The following is an 18,149-nucleotide window of genomic DNA, read 5'->3' as shown; positions in this document are numbered from 1 at the left end:
TCGACGGAATAGCGAAGTTTTCATTCAGGTTAGACTTGTGCCGAGAGGCAATGCGCTGTATTCTGCGCACATCTTTGCGTGGGATCGCTCGTAGCGTGCGGGCGATCGACTGACGCTCAGTCAGCGGCGGCGGCGCTCCATTGGCGCCGCGGCCCGTCTTGTTGAACAGCAGAATGGGAGTGAATCATGGGGACCAAGGTACTGTGGATGCGGGCACGATTTCTGTCCGTCGGCCTGCTCCTGCCGCTGGCCGGCGCCTTCGGCCTGGCTGCGGATGGCGTCGAAACGGCGATCGGCGATGAAGGTGCGGCGGTGGTCGCCATCGAGGTTCCCGGCTCCGATGCAGTCGTTCGACTGTGGGACGAGATTGATGAGACGGGGCGACGCACGCCGTTTTACTCCATCAGCCTCGACGGCAAGGCTGAGAACGTGCGGCGTCCGGTGGCGCCGACCATTCGCCTGCTCTGTGGCTCGTTTGATCCGCTCGTCGCTGAGCCGCAGGTGCCTGAGGCGCTTCGCGCGGCAGCGGACAGCAGACTCTACCTTGTGCAGTTCCAGACGCAGACGATCGACGCCTATCGCCAGGCGATGGCCGATGCGGGCGCATCGCTGCTCAAGTTCGTGGCGGACCAGTCGTTCGTCGTGGAAATGCCCGGCGAAGTCGCGGAAGCTGTGAAGGAGATGCCCTTCGTTCGCTGGGTTGGCGCGATGCACCCGGCGTACAAGACGGATCCGGCGCTGCTCGCGGAACTCTTTCCGCCCGACTACGGGCAGGGCGGCGGCGCTGCAGGTGGTAACGAGGGCCAGGGCGGCGCGGGTGTGCTCGGAGTCGAAGCGGGCCAGGCCGACGGCGTCGAATACAGCATTATGATGACTCGGCGCGGTCCGGTGCCGCAAAACGCGGTGGCCCAGCGCATCGCCGCGATGGGCGGCGTCGTGCACCAGCAGATTCCCGAAGGCTATCGCATCCTCGCCACGCTGACTCCCGACCAGGTCGCGTCCGTGCTCCGCATGGACGAAGTGCTCTTCATGGACATCCCCGGCGAGAAGGGGCTGGACATGGACATCGCCCGCGAGATCGGCGGGGCAAACATGATCCGCGATACGCTCGGCTTTACCGGCCAGGGCGTGCGCTGCGAGGTCATGGATGACGGTCAGCGGAGCAGCCACCAGGACTTCCAGAATCCGCCCACACTCTGGCACGGGTCTTCCGCAAGCGGCAGCCACGGCACGTCGACTTCGGGCATCGTCTACGGCTCGGGCCGCGGCAACGCGCAGGCCACCGGCATGCTTCCCGATGCCGAGGCCAAGATCATGGCCACGTGGAGCCCTTCGCCGAACCGGTACGTGCACACGCAGCGCCTGGTTGATCCGAACGGCCCTTATCGAGCCGTGTTCCAGAGCAACTCGTGGGGCGATGCTCGCACGCGGTTGTACACGACGATCTCGGCAGAGATGGACGACATCCTCTTCAACACGGACATCTTGATCTGCCAGTCGCAGAGCAACGCGGGCAATCAGGATTCGCGCCCGCAGGCGTGGGCGAAGAACATCGTCTCGGTCGGCGGAGTGTACCACCGCAACACGCTCACTAAGGACGACGATGCCTGGAGCGGCGGCGGAAGTATCGGGCCCGCGGCCGATGGTCGCATCAAACCTGATCTCACGCACTTCTACGATAACATCTTCACGGTCTCGTCGAGTTGCGACACGTGCTACACGTCGTCGTTCGGCGGCACGAGCGGCGCCACGCCGATCACGGCCGGGCACTTCGGGCTCATGTTCCAGATGTGGCATGAGAGCACTTTCCCGGGGTTTGGCGGCGGCAACACGGTCTTTGAAGACCGGCCGGCAATGGCGACGGCCAAAGCGCTGATGATCAACACCGCCATGCAGTACGAGTTCACCGGCACCAACCATGACCACGCCCGCGTCAAGCAGGGATGGGGCATGGCGGATCTGTTCTACCTTTTCGATCACGCCAACCGCATGCTCATCGTCAACCAGGATGTGCAGTTGCAGGAGACGCAGTCGCAGAGTTACCAGGTCGATGTCAGCCCCGGCTCGCCGGCGCTGAAGGTGACGATGGTCTTCCCCGATCCGATGGGCAACCCCGCGGCTCAGCAGGCGCGCATCAACGATCTGTCGCTCAAGGTCACGGCGCCCGACAACACGGTGTACTGGGGCAACCACGACATGCTCGGCAACATGTTCACGCCGCCGGGCGGAAGCGCCAACACTGTTGACACCGTCGAGAACGTCTTCGTTGAACTGCCGATGGCCGGCACGTGGACGATCGAAGTGATCGCCTCGGAAATCAACGAGGACGGCTACCTCCCCACGCCGCAGGTTGATGCGACTTACGCTCTCGTCGCCTCGGGCATCGGCGAGATCCCGATGCGGTTGCAACTGTCGCGCTGGGTGGCCGGCGTGCAGGGCGATGCCGAAGTGTTTGCCGCGACGCCGGGCGAGGTGGTCGTCTTCCTGTACAGCGTGGCCGGCACGGGCAGCACGTACATCCCGCAACTCGACGTGACCGTGGACCTCGCTAACCCGGCCCAGGCGGGCATCCGCACCGCCGACCAAAACGGCTATGCCCTGCTGCGCAAGCGCATCCCGAATGGATCGCAGGGGCGGCACGTCTGGGTGCAGGCGGCCGAGTACCAGCGCAAGTCCAATGTTGTCGAGCAGGATATCGAATGAGCGAGTTTGATTGACGCTCCAACCCCCGCGGGACGCTCCCGCGGGGGTTTTTCATTGGACGGCAGGTGAAAGTGGCGGCCGCGCGAGCCGTCGGCGTGGCGCCGGCGATTCAAACGGAGCGATAAAACTGAGATTCGATGGAATCGAGTTGCGTCCTCGCCGGTTTTCTGGTATCTTGGAACTTATGGATCGGCTCTCGATCCGGCCAGGCGAGGGGGACGGCGTGAGGGCGTCGAGCGCGTGACCGTCGCGTTGGCTCAACATCACTATCTGGAGACCTGAAATGGGAACGAGGATGACGTGGACGACCAGCCGACTGCTGTCGGTGGGGCTTCTGTTGCCGCTGGCCTGCGGCTTTGGCTTTGCGGCCGATTCGACTGAACGGGCGACGGTGGAATCCGGGCGAATCCGTTCGCTCGCCGTTCCCGGCTCGGATGTGGTGATCAACCTGTGGGACGAGGTGGAGGAGGACGGCCGGGCCGTGCCGACCTATTCAATCAGCCTCGACGGGTGCAGCATCGCGACCCAGCAGCCCGTTCGCCCCACGGTGCGGCTCAAGTACGCGTCGTTCGACCCGCTGGCGTTTGAGCCCGAGGTGCCGCAGGCGCTTCGGTCCGACGCCGATAACCAACTCTACATCGTGCAGTTCCAGACGCAGATGATCGAAGCGTATCGCGCAGCGATGGCCGACGCGGGCGCTTGCCTGCTCAAGTTCGTCGCGGATCAGTCGTTCGTCGTCGAGATGGAAGGCGAAGCGGCGGACGCGGTGAAGGAGATGCCGTTCGTTCGCTGGGTCGGCGCGCTGCACCCGGCGTACAAACTCGATCCGGCGCTCATCGGCGAGTTGTTCCCTGCTGAGTCAGCGCAGGCGGCTGCAGGCGCGGACGCTGGCAATGCGGGTCGTGACGAAACGGCCGTGCTCGGGGCAGATGTGGGCCAGGGCGGCAACGGCGCCGTGGAATACAGCATCATGATGACCCGTCGCGGCCCGGCGCCGCAGGCCGCCGTCGCGAATCGAATCGCGGCCATTGGCGGCGTGGTCAACCAGACCATTCCGCAGGGCTTCCGCATCCGCGCCACGCTCAACGCCGAGCAACTCGCGCAGGTGCTCCGCATGAACGAAGTGCTCTACGTCGATGAGCAGGGCGTTCAGGAAGATGACATGGACATCGCCCGCCAGATCGGCGGCGGCACGTTCCTTGAATCCACGCTGGGCTTCACCGGCCAGGGTGTCCGGGCCGAGGTCATGGACGGCGGCGTCCGCGCCAGCCACCAGCAGTTCGAAGGCCAGGTCATCGTTCACTCGCAGAACAGCGGCGACGCCAGCCACGGCACATCCACCTTCGGCATCGTCTTCGCCTCCGGCGCCGGCAACGCGCAAGCCACCGGCATGATCCCCGACGCCGACGGCAAGATCTTCTGCGACTATGACCTCGTGCTCAATCAAAGTCAGAATCGCTACGGCCTCACCGCGGAACTCGTTGATCCAAACGGGCCGTACCGGGCCGTCTTCCAGAGCAATTCGTGGGGCAACAACCGCACTCGCTCGTACACCACGATCTCAGCCGAGATGGATGACATCTCGTTCATCAACGACCTGATCATCTGCCAGTCGCAGAGCAACGCGGGCAGCCCGGACTCGCGCCCGCAGGCGTGGGCCAAGAACATCGTCTCGGTCGGCGGGGTCTACCACCGCAATACGCTGAGCAAGGCAGACGATTCCTGGGGCCGTGGCGGCAGCACCGGCCCGGCGGCGGATGGTCGCATCAAGCCCGAATTGACCCACTTCTACGACCAGATCTTCACCACCAGCAGCAGCAGCGACACGAGCTACACCACGAGCTTCGGCGGAACGAGCGGCGCCACGCCCATCGTGGCCGGCCACTTCGGCCTGCTCTTCCAGATGTGGCACGAAGGGGTCTTCCCCGGCTTTGGCGGCGGTTCCGACGTCTTTGACAGCAGACCCGCCATGGCCACCGCCAAGGCCCTGATGGTCAACTGCGCCGTGCCTTACAGCGGCGGGGATTTCACTCGCTTCAACCAGGGCTGGGGCATGCCGGATCTGACGTATCTCTACAACAACCGCGACACGATGCTGATCGTCGATGAGGCGGACGTGCTCGAGCAACTGCAGAGCGCGCAGTATCAGGTCACGGTCGGGCAGGGCGGCGGGCCGCTGCGCGTCACGATGTCCTATAGCGATCTCATGGGCAATCCCGCCGGACCAGTCGCGCGCATCAACGACCTGTCGCTCAAGGTCACCGCGCCCGACAACACCGTGTACTGGGGCAACAACGGGCTGACCAGCGGCAACTGGTCTACCTCGGGAGGCAATGCGAACACGATCGACACGGTCGAGAACGTGTTGATTGAGGCGCCGGCCGCGGGCACCTGGACCATCGAAGTGATCGCATCCGAGATCAACGAAGACGCCTACCTCGACACGCCGCAGGTCGATGCCGCCTTCGCGCTGGTGGCGACGGGGATCGACGGCTTCAGCGGCGGCATGCGCATCGCCACCAGCGGCGCCTGCCCCGGTGAAGTCAGCGTCAACTGGTCCGACGCCCCGCAGAACGTGACGCTGGGACTCGTCTTTGCCCTCAACACCGGCAGCACGGTCATTCCTGGCGGCCCCTGCGCCGGCACCACGCTCGGCCTCGGGTCGCAGCAGCTTCAACTCGTGCAGACGACCAACAGCGGCAGCGGCAACGGCTCGATCTCCGGCAACGTCGGCCAGAACTCGGTCTGCAACGGGTATCTGCAGATGATTGAGACCATCGCTTGTGCGACGAGCAACGTCGTTCGCGTGGGTCCATAACTCCGCATCGAGCCGCTCGGTGCGGTGACAATTCGTTACATGTCCTGCGGCGCCCGGTTTCTCCGGGCGCCGCCGTTTTTGCGCTCGTCGCAAAGCGAGGCCAAAAAGAATGCCCGACGATCAGCAGAGCCGAACGCCGGGCCTCGTGGGGGTCAGAAGAGAGTTCGTCGGGGTCACAACTCCAAACCTCCGCCGGCCGGGGGGTATTCCATTCCGGAGCGAGTCTCTCCTGTTTTTTTTCGGCTCAACGGTCGGCCTCGCCTTGCCGTCAGGAGGTGCGCGAGATGACCGCCAGCGCCAGGTCGTCGAGCAGTTGCCGGGCGGCCGATTCGGGGGCGGCGGCCAGCTGTCCGCGAGCCTCTTCGACCAGCCCGGCGGCGACGCGGTGGGCGGAATCGACCGCTCGGCTGGCCAGCAGCAACGACCGCACCCGCGCCGTCCAGTCGTCCTCTCGCGCCTCCGCGAGCGCTTCGAGCATGGCCAGGCGCTGGTCCGGCGCGGCGGCGTCGAAGAAGTGGATCATCGGCAGGGTGAGTTTGCCCTTCTCGAGGTCGCGGCCGAGCGATTTTCCAACGATGCGCTCTTCGCCGATGAGATCGAGAAGATCATCCTGAATCTGAAAGGCAACACCCAGCCGGCTGCCGTAGAGCGCCAGCGCCTCGGCCAGAGGTGTATCGGCGCCGGCCTCCTCCGCGCCCAGCCGGCAGCACAGGCTGATGAGCGAAGCGGTTTTGCGCTCGACGATGGCGAAGTAGGTCGCCTGGTCGATCGACCAGTCTTCACGGTGATGAACCTGAAGCAACTCGCCGGAGCAGAGTTCGTTGGTCGTTTCGCCGATGCGCCGGCTGATTTCGGGCCGGTCCAGCGTCGAGCAGAGGTGAAAGGCATTGGAGATGAGGTAATCGCCCAGCAGAACGGCCATCTCGTTGCCGCGCAGGTGGTTGACCGTGGCGGCGCTGCGGCGCATCTGGGAATCGTCGAGCACGTCATCGTGCACGAGCGTTGCCATGTGGATGATCTCGGTCACCGCGGCGAGCACGCGTACGGTGTGGCGCGGCAAGAGGTGGCCCGCCGATGCTTCGCTGCCGCCGGCAAGCCCGCAAAGCAGGGTGAGGGTCGGGCGCAGCATCTTGCCCTGATAGCGGGCGACGTGGCGGCACAACTCGTTTACGGCCGGCAGATCGCTGGCCAGTTGCCGACGGATAATCTCGTTGACAGCCTGCAGTTCGCCCGAGAGGAACTCATGAATGGGTCGGTACCGCTGGGTGTGCTCGATCAATCCCGGCATCCGGAAACCTCCGCGGCGGGAGGTCCGCCGACCATCCCCTGACGCCATGATAGCCGCTGAGTGAGGGTTACCAGCCCCTGAGACGGCACGATGCGGGCTGGGAGACTGCGAAACTGGGTAATCGGCTTAGAAGAGTGGGTCGGCGTCGGTCCACTTTTCGGGCGAAAGTGAGGAATACGCGCGCCATCCCGCCGGTTTGGTGTATGGTTACAGGGGCTTTTTCTACAACGCCACCAGCCCGTTCGACGGCGGGTAGAAGTGGGCGGTCCGGATTCTCAAAAAGGAGTGTTTTTCGTGATGACCAGAATGAGGATGAGCAGTTACGTGATTGGGGCCATCGCGGCATGTGGCGCCGTGGTGTCGTCCGCCGCGGCCAGCGACAACCGTACCGGTGGCCAGGCGCAGGCCGTGGAGTTTGTTGAGCGACCGGGATCGCTCGAATTCAGCGGCGCAATGATTGCACGGCCGGTGCAGAACGACGCCGGCAAGAACGCCGCCGCCCGCAATCTGATTCTGAACAACTTCGTCGTCAACAAGTACATCGATCTCAACGACGAGTACGTGTTCCAGCTCCCCGAGGGCGTCACTGAGAATCAGGCGGCTCAGACCCTGATGGCCACGGGAAACTTCGAGTACATTCAGCCCGACTGGATCTGCTATCCGCAACTCAATCCCAATGACCCGAGTCGCGGCAGCCAGTGGCATCACACCAAGATGGAGAGCTACGCGGGCTGGGACGTGCACACCGGCAACTCGTCCACGCGCGTGGGCATTTGCGACACCGGTCTGCGCACCGCTCACGAAGAATTCGCGCAGCATCGCGCCGACGGCTGGAACGCCGTCCGTAGTCAGTGGGAGAGCCAGGGCGGCAACGTCCAGGACATCAACGGCCACGGCACCCACACCAGCGGCTGCGCCGCGGCCAACGGCAACAACTCGCGCGGCGGCCTCGGTGTGGGTTGGAGCCTCGGCCACCGCATCCTCCGCGTCAGCGAATCGAGCAACGGAGGCGCCAACTTCTCGACGCTTACCTCGGCCGCCATCAAGGCCGCCCAGAGCGGCGACAAGTGCTCAAGCGTGAGCTACAGCGGCGCCGACAGCGCGTCGGTCCGGACGACCGGTACGACCGTCAAGAACCTCGGCGGACTGCTCTTCTGGGCGGCCGGCAACGAGAGCCGCAACATGCCCAGTCCGAACCGCGACGCCGATGACGTGATCATCGTCGGGGCGACGACGAGCAACGACGTCCGCGCTTCATTCTCAAACTACGGCGTCTACGTCGATCTCTTTGCGCCGGGCGACAACATCTTCTCGACCTGGAACAGCCACAACAGCAGCTACGCCATTCTCAGCGGCACGTCCATGGCCTGCCCCATCGCCGCCGGCGTGGGCGCGATGATCTTCTCGAACAACCCGGGGATCACGCCTGATCAGGTCGAAGAACTGCTCAAGAACTCGTGCACCGACATCGGGGCAACGGGCGTGGACACCATCTACGGCTACGGCCGCGTGAACCTCAAGAACGCCATGAGCGGCATCGGCGGTCCTCTCACGCTCGCCATCACCCCGATTCCGCTCAACGGCGGCGGACAGGTGACCTTCAATATCACCGATGCCGCACCGAGCACTGACTGCGCCGTGTACTACAGTATCTCCGGACTTGGCCAGACGTTCGTGTCCGAACTCAACGTCACCTTGGGCATCGCCAACCCGATTCGTGCCGGCGGCATCAAGACCAGCGACAGCAACGGCAACGTGAACTGGAACAACCTTCCGGTGCCCAGCGTCCCCCGTCGCTTCTATGTCTGGTTCCAGGCAGCCGAGCGCAACGGTCGTGTTTCGGACATCATTGACACCTGGGTCGATCCCTGATCGGCCGCCTCATGCACCGCGCCAAATGGCGCAGTGAATTGCAGTCACGAGAAACGCCCGCCCCGCGCCTTGCGCGGGGCGGGATTCTTTTTGCATCGGATCAGTTGTTGCACCGGATCACGCGGGTGGCACTTCCAATCCGCGCATGACCGAGGCGACAGCACGGCAGAGTGCAAGCTCACTGCCGACTGCAGATTCACCGCAAGACATCGCAGAGCACGCGGAGGGATTCGCAATCTGGCGTTAGTCCAGATCCGCCGTTTTCTGCGGATCTTCTTGCCTGAGCCGGAGTGACGTTGCCTGCATCGATCGCTGCAGCGAGTCAGTTCAGGCCAAGCGCCTGACACATGGCGGTCCCCATGTCGGCGGGGCTGGGGGCCACCGTCACGCCGTCGGCCTTGAGGGACTTGATCTTGGCTGCGGCGGTGTCGTCAGCACCGCCGATGATTGCGCCGGCGTGGCCCATGCGCTTGCCCTTGGGGGCGGTCTGGCCGGCGATGAACGCCGCGACGGGCTTGGTCATGTGTTTGCGAATCCAGTGGCCGGCTTCGGTTTCGTCGCTGCCCCCAATCTCGCCGATCATCAGCACGCCATCAGTATCGGCGTCGCTGTTGAAGATGCTCAGCAGCTCTATGAAGTTGAGTCCCTTGACCGGGTCGCCGCCGATGCCCACGCAGGTGCTCTGCCCTACGCCGCGGCTCGAGCACTGCCACACGGCTTCGTAGGTGAGCGTGCCGGAGCGCGAGATGATGCCCACGGCCTTGCCGGTCTTCGCGTCGGCGCGGTGCATGTGGATGTAGCCGGGCATGATGCCGATCTTGCAGCCGCCGCTGAATTTCGCGCCGGCCCCCTCGCCGGAGATGCGCTTGCCCGGCGTGATGACGCCGGGGCAATTCGGCCCGATGAGATGCGAGCCGGGGTAGTCGCGCAGTAGCGCCTTGGTGCGGATCATGTCCGCGGTGGGGATACCTTCGGTGATGCAGCAGATGACGCGGATGCCCGCCGCCGCGGCCTCGATGACGGCGTCACCGGCGAATGGTGGCGGGACGAAGATCATGGTGGCGTCCGCGCCGGTGGCCGCGACGGCGTCGGCGACGGTGTTGAAGATCGGCAGCCCGTTGGGGTCTTTCGTGCCCCCCTTGCCCGGAGTCACGCCGCCGACCATCTTAGTGCCGTATGCGAGACTGCCCTTGGTGTGGGTGGCGCCGGCAGCGCCGGTGATTCCCTGGCAGATGACTTTGGTGTCGCCGGAAACGAGGATGCTCATGATCGCGCTTTCGCAGCTGGAAGGAAGATGCGGATCCTGCGACGCGCGCGGCAAGTCGTTGCGGCGCAGCGCGCTGACACAAGTGGTGAGGATATCGCGAGCCCGGAAAAGGTCCAACTTGCCGTTGGCCGAGTCGGCAAATTGCTGTCTTGACCCGTGTCCCCGGGCCTGCATGATTGACTTGGACCAGCACATATCCGAGCAGGAGCAGGCGCATGCACTTTACCCAGCCGCTGTTCATCCTTGTCGCCGCGTTCGCCGTTTCGATTGCGGCCGCAGGGGCGGATGCGAGCATCGAGACGCGCGAGATCACCTACACCGACGGCGAGGTGGAACTGCAGGGATATTTCGCATGGGACGACTCGGTCTCCCGGCCCCGGGCGGCGGTGCTGATCGTCCACGCCTGGTGGGGGCTGGGCGAAGATGAAAAAGCCCGCGCCCGCGAGCTGGCGGGGCTGGGCTACGCGGCCTTTGCGCTGGACATGTACGGCACGGGGAAGATCACGAGCGACCCGAATGAGGCCGCCCAGTGGGCCGCGCCGTTCTATGCGGATCGCGATCTCGCCCGCAGCCGCGCCGCGGCTGGTCTCAAGGTCCTCACCGAACAACCCGAGGTCGATCCCGACCAGGTGGCGGCCATCGGCTACTGCTTCGGTGGCACGATCGCCGTCGAACTGGCCTACAGCGGGGCTGATCTGGCCGGGGTCGTCAGTTTCCACGGCAACCCGCTGCCGGCGCAGGAGGGCGACGCCGCCCGCACGCAGGCGCCGCTGCTCATCCTGCACGGCGCCGCCGACACGCTCGTGTCGATGGAGGACATCCGCCGGTTCACCGAGGCGCTCAAGGACACCAATGTGGACTGGCAGCTCGTTGTTTACAGCGGCGCCAAACACGCCTTCACGACCCGAAGCGTTGATGCCATGAACATCCCCGGCGCCGCCTACGACCCCGCGGCGGATCAGCGGTCCTGGAGGCAGATGCGGTCGTTTTTCGAGGAGGTCTTCTGACCGCGGCGGCCGCGGCGCGGCAATCACCGCTTCGGACGTCGGCGGTAGTGAATTCCAGCCGCAGCGCGGCTACGGTTTGACCCCGCACGGATGCGTGGTGCACGGTGGGAGAAGGACGGATCATGTCGATGAATCTCGCGCAGCGAACGAGCGAAACGAGCCCGGGCAGCCGCTATGGCTCGGAGACTCTCACGCACGGCATTCGGGTGCGCGTCGTGCCTGCGTTCATGCCGGGCCATTCATCGCGAAACGATCGCAAGTTCGTCTTTGCCTATCGCATCAGCATCACCAATGAAAGCGCTCGCCGCGTGCGCCTCTCGTCGCGGCACTGGATCATCGTGGACGCCACGGGCCGCCTGGAAGAAGTGCACGGCGAAGGCGTCGTGGGGCAGCAGCCGGTGCTCGATCCCGGCGAGTCCTTCGAATACGCCAGCCACTGCCTGCTCAAGACAGACTGGGGTACGATGGAAGGCACGTATCGAATGCAACCGGAAGGCGGCAAGGCGTTCGAGGTCGCCATCGGCCGCTTCTACCTCGTCGCCCGAACGGCTGAGCCGTCGCGGGCTGGCGGCGAAGCGAGTTAAGAGGCGCGCATTGCCGACCACGGCACGCCGCATTCCGGGCAGACGCCGCTGGTGTTGCCGTGGAGGTTGTATCCGCATGCGGAGCAGAGACGGCGCAGGCGGCGGATCGAGCCTCGAGCCCAGCTGAGCACCCATCGACAGCCCAGCGCGATGAAAAACAGAATCGTCAGGGAAGCGAGTTGCCCGGTCCAGATCGGCCGTAGTGGAAACGACTGCGCAAGCATGTCGGGATCTTCGCGAGGCACGCCGGTGCCGGGCACGAGGCCGGTGAAGTCGCCGTGCCAGTGCATCGCGTACCACAGCAGCGGCGCCGGCCAGCCGAATTCGCGGCGGATGATCATGAAGCACTCGCCCGTGTAATCCAGCTGGGCGCGCTCTTCCTCCTCGGCGAGCCATCGCGGTGCCGCATCGAGCACGGCCAGGCGATGGCCGTCGATTGGCTTCGCACGGCACAGCGTCATCGTCTCGAGCGCGGATTTGTAGCGGTGCATGAGGATGGCGTCGCCATGTCCAGCGAGAAGGCTCTCGTTTCTGCGCACGTTGGTGCCGGGAAGCATAATCGGGCGCGTGGAGGCCCACAGTGACCACCCGGCATTGCTCAGCAGCAGCAGAGGCAGCGTCCAGAGCAGCGTCGAAGTGAAGTTCCAGTGGCGCATCATCGCGGAGCCCGCCTCACTTCCGCATTTCCACCCATTCGATCAGGCGCGCCAAGCTCGTACCTCGGGCATCGATGATCGACTCGTCCGTCACGCCGGCGTCGCGGAACATCTGGATGATGGTCTGCAACTGCTCATGCGAGCGCGGCGGCCCTTGGTCCGACACCGCGAGGTACGCGACCGGGCTCAAGCCGTTGCTTGCCTGCCTGAGCGGATCGGCGCCGGCGCCGAGCAGCCATTCGATCACCCACGGATCGGCGTACAGCATCGCGTTGTGCAGCGGCGTGTGGCCCGCCTGGTCGGCGGCGTTCACATCGCAGCCAGCCTCAAGCAGCGCGTTGAAACTCGCCACGACATCGTCTGCTCCCTCGGCGCTGCGCGGCATCGGGAGGATCGGCACATACGCGAGCACACCCGCGCCGGAGTCATCGACGGCCTGTGCATCGGCGCCGTGCGCAAGCAGCCACACGATCAGTTCGGGGTCGTGCTGCATCGCTGCAACGTGCAGCGCCGTGCGGCCCACAGGTCCGGGCGCATTGACGTCGGCGCCGTGCTCCTCGAGCGACTCGACCACATCACGCAGCCGCATGGCGACGGCTTCGACCAGAGCGGTGCTTCCGTGCTCCTCCCGCGCTTCGAGATTGACGCCGGGCTGCTCGATGAGCAGCAGTGCAGCCTGCGTCTGCTCGGCCTGAATCGCGACGATGAGCGGCGTACGGCCATATGGCCCGCGTGCGTTGATGTCCGCGCCTGCGGCAAGCAGTGATTTGATTGTTTCCGGTTGGCCCGACGACGCGGCGGCGACAAGCGGCGTGACGCCGTTCGCAGTGGCGGCGTTCACATCGCTGCCTGCGGCGAGATGCGCCTGAACTGCGGCGGAGTCGCGCGTGAGGATGGCATCGACCAGCGGGATGGCCGGCGGAGCCGAAGCGCGCTTGCAAGCGGAGGGAAGCAGGCAGGAAGCGACAGCCGCCAGAGCGGCGAGATACCGCAAAGCGCGCAACCTGCGGCCAGCGAGCCGCTCCCGTCGGTATGTACACCTATCGATCACGGCAAACTCCGAATCAACAGGACAGCCCGCGCGGCCGTTGCCATAGTCGATTGTACGGGAACGCCGGCTCCGGGCGATCGATCCCGTGCTTTGCGTTCAGTGCAGTCGAAACAAAAGAGGCCCCGCACCTGTCGGTGCGGGGCCTCTGCGTCACTCAGGAGAACGCGGAAATCAGTTGGGCGCCTGGACGACGTTGCTGGTTTCGCAGTCGGTCGTCTGGACGAGCTGGAAGTAGCCGCCGCACGCGCCGTTGGGCAGAGTGGCGTTGAAGTTGCCCGCGCCGGCGCCGGAGTTGAACTGCCGGGCGATCTGCAACTGGTTCGTGCCCAGGCCGAGCACCGTGCCGGCGCACGGCCCGCCGGGAACGACGAACGAGCCGGTGTTGCGGGCGAAGACGAGGGCGAGGGCGACGTTGGGGTCGGCGTTGGTCCAGCCGAAGAGCCCGCCGCCCTGATTGCGGCAGGTGCCGGTGAGCGTGAGCGTGAGGCCTCCACCCATGCCGCAATCCACGGAGATGAGTTTGAATGCGTCGATGCCGGCTTCGGTCACTGAGTTGTTGGGATTGTCCGATGAACTGAAGCGGAAGCGCATCTGGCTGGTGAGCGGGAGGTACTCGGTAACCGTCAGTGTCTCGGTGCGCCAACCCGGCTCGTGGCCGAGGGTGCGCATGACGGTCCAGTTGCTGCCGCCGTTGTTGGATACTTCGGTGACGAGGAAGTCACTGCTGTCGTCGTTGTAGAACCAGCGGTCGTAGACGAGCAGGACGCTGGACTCGCCGCTGAGGTCGAAGACGGGGGAGGTGAGGGTCGTCGGCCCGCCGTCGAGGTCCTGGTTGTTGCCCAGACCGGTGACCCAGCAACTGCCCGAGCCGTCGGAGTCGGTCGTCGGATCGCCGCGGCCGCCGTTTCCGGCCGGCACGCCGCGCGCCCAGGCGCCGTCGGTGACGCTCTGGTTGACGACGGTCCAGCCGTTGTTGGTTTCAAAGTTGTCGCTGACGAGCGTGTTGAGCGCGTTGGCGCTGAAAGTCGGGTAGGTCTCAGCGGGCGCGCCGGTGGGATCGTTGACAACCTGCCCGCGGGTGGTTTCGGAGCTGACGTAGAACTCAACCATGCTGCCGCACGGCGACGCGGGGAAGGTGGCCTGGTAGGAGTTCGGCCCGAGGATGCCCATGGGAATGTCCACCCAGCCGCTGCCGTCGTTGAAGTGAAGCACGCCCGTGTCGGCGCGCGGGTCCGAGCCGCGGCTTGAGACGTCCACGCGCAGGGTGGTGCCACCGCTGGGCTGGATTGTCTCAGGCAGCCCGTTGGGATACGTGAAGGTGAGGCTGGCCTGCGAGGCGGTCACATCGACGATAAACAGGCCGCGGGTGATGTCGCTGATGATGACCGTACCGCTGGGGAAGTAGGGGTACGTGCTCCACGCGCCATCGAACGAGGCGGCGTCGTCGCCGGGGTACGTGTCGAACCACCCGGTCTGCACCACGTCCATCGGATCGGTGGCGTCGAAGATGCGCAGGCCGCTGCGATAGTTCGCTTCGAAGATGAAGTTGCCGTTCACATACAGGTTGTGGTCGATCGCCGGCCGGCCCGAAGTGAACGTCGTCACGAGCGTGGGGTTGGTAATGTCGCTGACGTCAAAGACGCGCGTGAGCGTCGTGTTGGTGTAGCCGTTCTGCTCGTCGAGTTCATCGTCGAGGAAGAAGAAATTGCGATCTTCGCTGAGCCAGCCCTGATGGCAGTAGTTCAGGCCGGGATACACGTTGCGGCCGACGCGGAACATGTTGGACTTGTTCGTGACATCGACGATGTCAAACGCGGTCTGACCGTTGGAGCAGAAGGCGATCTGCCGGCCCGCATAGGGACCCGAGTCGTAGGTGACGACCTGAACGTCGTGGCAGTACGGTCCGGCGAACTGGCCGGCCAGAACCGGATTGGACGGGTCGGTGAGGTCGTAGATGACCAGGCTGCCGTTGTTGATGTTGGCGCCGCACAGATAGAGGAACCCGCTCACTTCGTCCACGTGGACGTTGTGGGTTCTCGACAAGCCGTTGTGCGTCAGGCTGCGCACGAGCGTGACGTTGCCGTTGTCCACGTCGGCAAGGCTGATGACCTGGATGCCGCCGCCAGTTTCGTTGCTGAAATAGCAGTGGTCGCGATAGACCTTGACGTCACCCCAGAGGCTGCTGTTGTGAGGGATCTCGGCGACCAGTACGGGATTGATCGGGTCGGTGATCTCGACGACGGCCAAGGCGCCGCTCAGTCCCATGAGCGCGTATTCCCGGCCGGATGGCGAGACGTAGCCCCAGCAGTCGTTGCCGGAATCGGGATTGCTCGGGAACGATGACAGCGGCATGAACTTGAGCAGCGTGACGTTTTGAGCGTCAAACTGGGCAAGCGCGGGAGTACCCGCAAGTGCGGCGGCCACCCCAAGCATCGCCGCGCCTTGGCAAACAAACGACCTTAACATGCTGATTCTCCAAATGACGAGGCGCCCAAGATGCCGGAGGGGTGAACCATTCGCCGGGCCAGCCCCTCTCGGGACGGCCGGCGTCCGCTTCCAAGTTCAACCACACCACGAAAAAGAAGAACCCGGCGAACTCCAAATACATTCCCAACAAAGACCCTACGGCAGAATAGCAGTTGAAATCGTATTGGATTTCACGGAATCCGCTCCATCGACGCCGCGCCGAATCACCGCCTGGAGGACAAGCTCTCGCGAGGGAGCATTGGCGGGGATCAGCACTGTCATCGCGGCGTGGCCCTGCTGGTTGGAAACCGCGCTGCCGATCACGTTGACGGGCGTGAGAATGTCGAGCGTCATCCCCCCGAGGGCAGGAATGGACGGACCAGCGCCCAGGCCGGTCATGCTGTAGAGGAAGTAGATGCGCTCGTTGGCTTGGGCGTGGAGCACGTCGAAGGTGGCCCGCTGGCCCCGCGCCAGCGCGGTCGTGCTCAGGCGCGGGACGACGGTGGTCTGGCTGCGGATCTCGCCGGCTTCGAACTGGACGGTGTGGACGTTGACGTAGGCGCCCTCGCTGATGATGTCGTCTTCGTACATCTCGTCGATGGGGATGCCCGTGGCGATGCGGCGGAGCCCGTTGCCGTCCGGCATAAACATGTGTCCGTGGCCGAGGTGGGCGATCATATCGCCGTAAAAGCCGGCCCGACCCTGGTGGAGGTGGGCGTAGAGCAGATTCTCGGGCAGGAAACCTTCGATGTAGAGATCGATGTCCAGCAGGTTGGTCACGTCATCGTATTTCATGATGCAGTGGCCCGTGCCCTGGCTGCCGGTGGGCGGGTTGTGCTGGTCGCCGGTCAGGTAGGTGTCGAAGTACCAGACATCGGCGCTCGCCGCCGCCGTGCACATCGCCGCGCCGAGCGCGGCAGCAACCATCATCTTCATCACGCTCTTCATCGCCAACTCCTCTTGAGCCGTGCTCAACTTTGCTCTACTGAAAGTGCAATCGCCGCCATCGACCGCGCTCGCGCGGCATGAATCGTCAGAAGAATGTCCAGATCAGAATGCTGCTCAGTTCGCACGAGCCGCCCTCTAGCGCCTGGAAGAGCACGCCGCGATTTCGCGCTGCGCGAGGCACCATGACGTCAAACAGAGCGTGGCCCGTTTCATCCGCCCGGATACTCCTCAGCAGCGTTGGGGAGCGGATGCCAAAGTTCACGCCCGCGCACCCGGGAACGGGCGTGGATCCGTACTGGAAACCGTAAATCACGTGCACCATCGCCAAGGGCAGGGCGCCGGCCACGTCGAAAGTGTTGATCTCGCCGGCGCGCCCGGGGATCGGGTTGGCCAGGCCGAGTTTGGGAACCAGCAGAAAGGCGTGCGTCTGGCCTTCGGTCGTCCGACCGGTGCCGCAGATGTGGCCCGAGTCGCTGATGCCCGTGGCGGAGTTGAGCGTGTCCCATCCCGAGAGCGGCGGCAGGAGCGTGTTGATGTTCTGGATCGTTCTGCCCGGTTTCCAGAGGACCGCCTGATACTCGCCCGCGGCCGGCAGATACGCCTCGCCGACGGCTTCGCGCAGAATGTTGATCGAAAAGGCGCGCGCGTCGCCGCCGACGGGAAAGGCGCCCAGGTCAGTCATCACGTTGTTTTCCCACATGAACGGGTGGACGACTTCGTCGCCCGTGTCGCCAAAACCCACGATCACGCCGTTGCGATTGCTCGACGTGGCCTCGGCGTGCAGGCCGCCGAGGGTGCCGATCTCGTGGATCTGGTCGTTGGACCAGTACACGGCCAGGCGATTGCTCTCGCCATCTTCGGACCAGCCGGCGATGAGTTCCGAGTCGTTGATATGCATCGCGGCACTGGCGGTGTGGCCGGGCAGGGCGCCGAGGTCGGTCATCGCGTTATCGCGCCAGACAAAGGCCCGCCACTGGCCGTTTGTGAGTTGTGAGCTCCCGACCGCATGGCGAGAGTCATTGATGCCGTAGGCCCGCGCGCTGTCCCCCCCGAGCGTTCCAAGATCCATCCGTTGCCCGGCATTCCAGGCGAAGGCCCGCGAACTCAGACCGTCCGCCGTTTGCATGCGGCCTACAACTTGTCGAGTAGCGTTGAGCCCGTGGGCGAAGCCTTCATCGAAGCCGGGCAGCAGGCCGAGGTCGGTCATCTGCCCGTCGACCCAGAGGAAGGCGTGCCAGTCGCCGTTGGCGGTCTGTGCGGCGCCGACGACCTCGTTGTTCTTGTTGATGCCCAGCGCGATGCTCATCTCGCCGCCGAGCGTGCCGAGGTCGAGCCCGATGTACCCCGGGTCGTGTCGAGCGATGGCCGGCGAGGCAGACGCCGCGGCCACCGCCAATACGGCAACAAGCCGAAACCGAAGCAGGTTCTTCAAGGGAGAAGCTGTGCGCATGAATACCCCGTTAGCTAATCGAAAGACGCATGGAAATGT

12 protein-coding genes are annotated in these 18,149 nt (G+C 64.8%); 5 read left to right on the top strand and 7 right to left on the bottom strand.

The genetic code is table 11. From position 1 onward, the window contains the following. Window positions 1-186: 186 nt before the first annotated feature. Entirely contained in the window at window positions 187-2,703 is a 2,517-nt protein-coding gene (locus tag IT430_19550; protein MCC6910135.1) for a S8 family serine peptidase, read from the top strand. A gap of 283 nt (window positions 2,704-2,986) precedes the next feature. After that, window positions 2,987-5,521 (top strand): S8 family serine peptidase, encoded by a 2,535-nt coding sequence (locus IT430_19545; protein MCC6910134.1) that lies wholly within the window; start codon window positions 2,987-2,989, stop codon window positions 5,519-5,521. A gap of 268 nt (window positions 5,522-5,789) precedes the next feature. Here the strand turns inward: IT430_19545 and IT430_19540 are convergent, their stop codons facing one another. Further along, complete coding sequence (locus IT430_19540; protein MCC6910133.1) at window positions 5,790-6,809, bottom strand: polyprenyl synthetase family protein; 1,020 nt, start codon at window positions 6,807-6,809, stop codon at window positions 5,790-5,792. 294 nt (window positions 6,810-7,103) lie between these two features. Between IT430_19540 and IT430_19535 the strand changes: the two genes are divergently transcribed. Then, entirely contained in the window at window positions 7,104-8,681 is a 1,578-nt protein-coding gene (locus IT430_19535) for a S8 family serine peptidase (protein ID MCC6910132.1), read from the top strand. Window positions 8,682-9,003: 322 nt separating this feature from the next. Here IT430_19535 and sucD read toward each other — a convergent pair whose 3' ends face one another. Beyond that, a complete protein-coding gene (sucD, locus tag IT430_19530) occupies window positions 9,004-9,948 on the bottom strand; it encodes a succinate--CoA ligase subunit alpha (protein MCC6910131.1) in 945 nt (314 codons plus the stop codon). A 215-nt stretch (window positions 9,949-10,163) separates the two neighbouring features. Between sucD and IT430_19525 the strand changes: the two genes are divergently transcribed. Together IT430_19525 and apaG are read left to right on the top strand one after the other, a co-directional pair. Then, window positions 10,164-10,955 carry a dienelactone hydrolase family protein gene (locus IT430_19525; protein ID MCC6910130.1) on the top strand — a complete coding sequence of 264 codons (792 nt, stop codon included), beginning with the start codon at window positions 10,164-10,166 and terminating at the stop codon, window positions 10,953-10,955. Between the two features lie 128 nt (window positions 10,956-11,083). Further along, window positions 11,084-11,539, top strand: coding sequence for a Co2+/Mg2+ efflux protein ApaG (apaG, locus tag IT430_19520; protein MCC6910129.1), 456 nt, complete (start codon window positions 11,084-11,086; stop codon window positions 11,537-11,539). Here apaG and IT430_19515 read toward each other — a convergent pair. The 5 genes from IT430_19515 to IT430_19495 all read right to left on the bottom strand — a co-directional run bounded on the left by IT430_19515 (window position 11,536) and on the right by IT430_19495 (window position 18,110). Further along, window positions 11,536-12,198 carry a hypothetical protein gene (locus IT430_19515; GenBank protein MCC6910128.1) on the bottom strand — a complete coding sequence of 221 codons (663 nt, stop codon included), beginning with the start codon at window positions 12,196-12,198 and terminating at the stop codon, window positions 11,536-11,538. The genes apaG and IT430_19515 overlap by 4 nt on opposite strands. A 13-nt stretch (window positions 12,199-12,211) precedes the next feature. Then, entirely contained in the window at window positions 12,212-13,189 is a 978-nt protein-coding gene (locus IT430_19510; protein MCC6910127.1) for an ankyrin repeat domain-containing protein, read from the bottom strand. A gap of 228 nt (window positions 13,190-13,417) precedes the next feature. Beyond that, window positions 13,418-15,679 carry a choice-of-anchor B family protein gene (locus IT430_19505; protein MCC6910126.1) on the bottom strand — a complete coding sequence of 754 codons (2,262 nt, stop codon included), beginning with the start codon at window positions 15,677-15,679 and terminating at the stop codon, window positions 13,418-13,420. Between the two features lie 189 nt (window positions 15,680-15,868). Beyond that, a complete protein-coding gene (locus tag IT430_19500) occupies window positions 15,869-16,660 on the bottom strand; it encodes a CHRD domain-containing protein (protein ID MCC6910125.1) in 792 nt (263 codons plus the stop codon). A gap of 85 nt (window positions 16,661-16,745) precedes the next feature. Beyond that, window positions 16,746-18,110: a hypothetical protein gene (locus IT430_19495; GenBank protein ID MCC6910124.1), complete on the bottom strand. Its 1,365-nt coding sequence runs from the start codon at window positions 18,108-18,110 to the stop codon at window positions 16,746-16,748. Window positions 18,111-18,149: the final 39 nt, after the last annotated feature.

The sequence above is a fragment of the Phycisphaerales bacterium genome (assembly GCA_020852515.1).
GTDB lineage: Bacteria > Planctomycetota > Phycisphaerae > Phycisphaerales > UBA5793 > UBA5793.
Note: the sequence above shows the minus strand (reverse complement) of the source record. Positions and strands in the feature narration are given on the sequence as shown.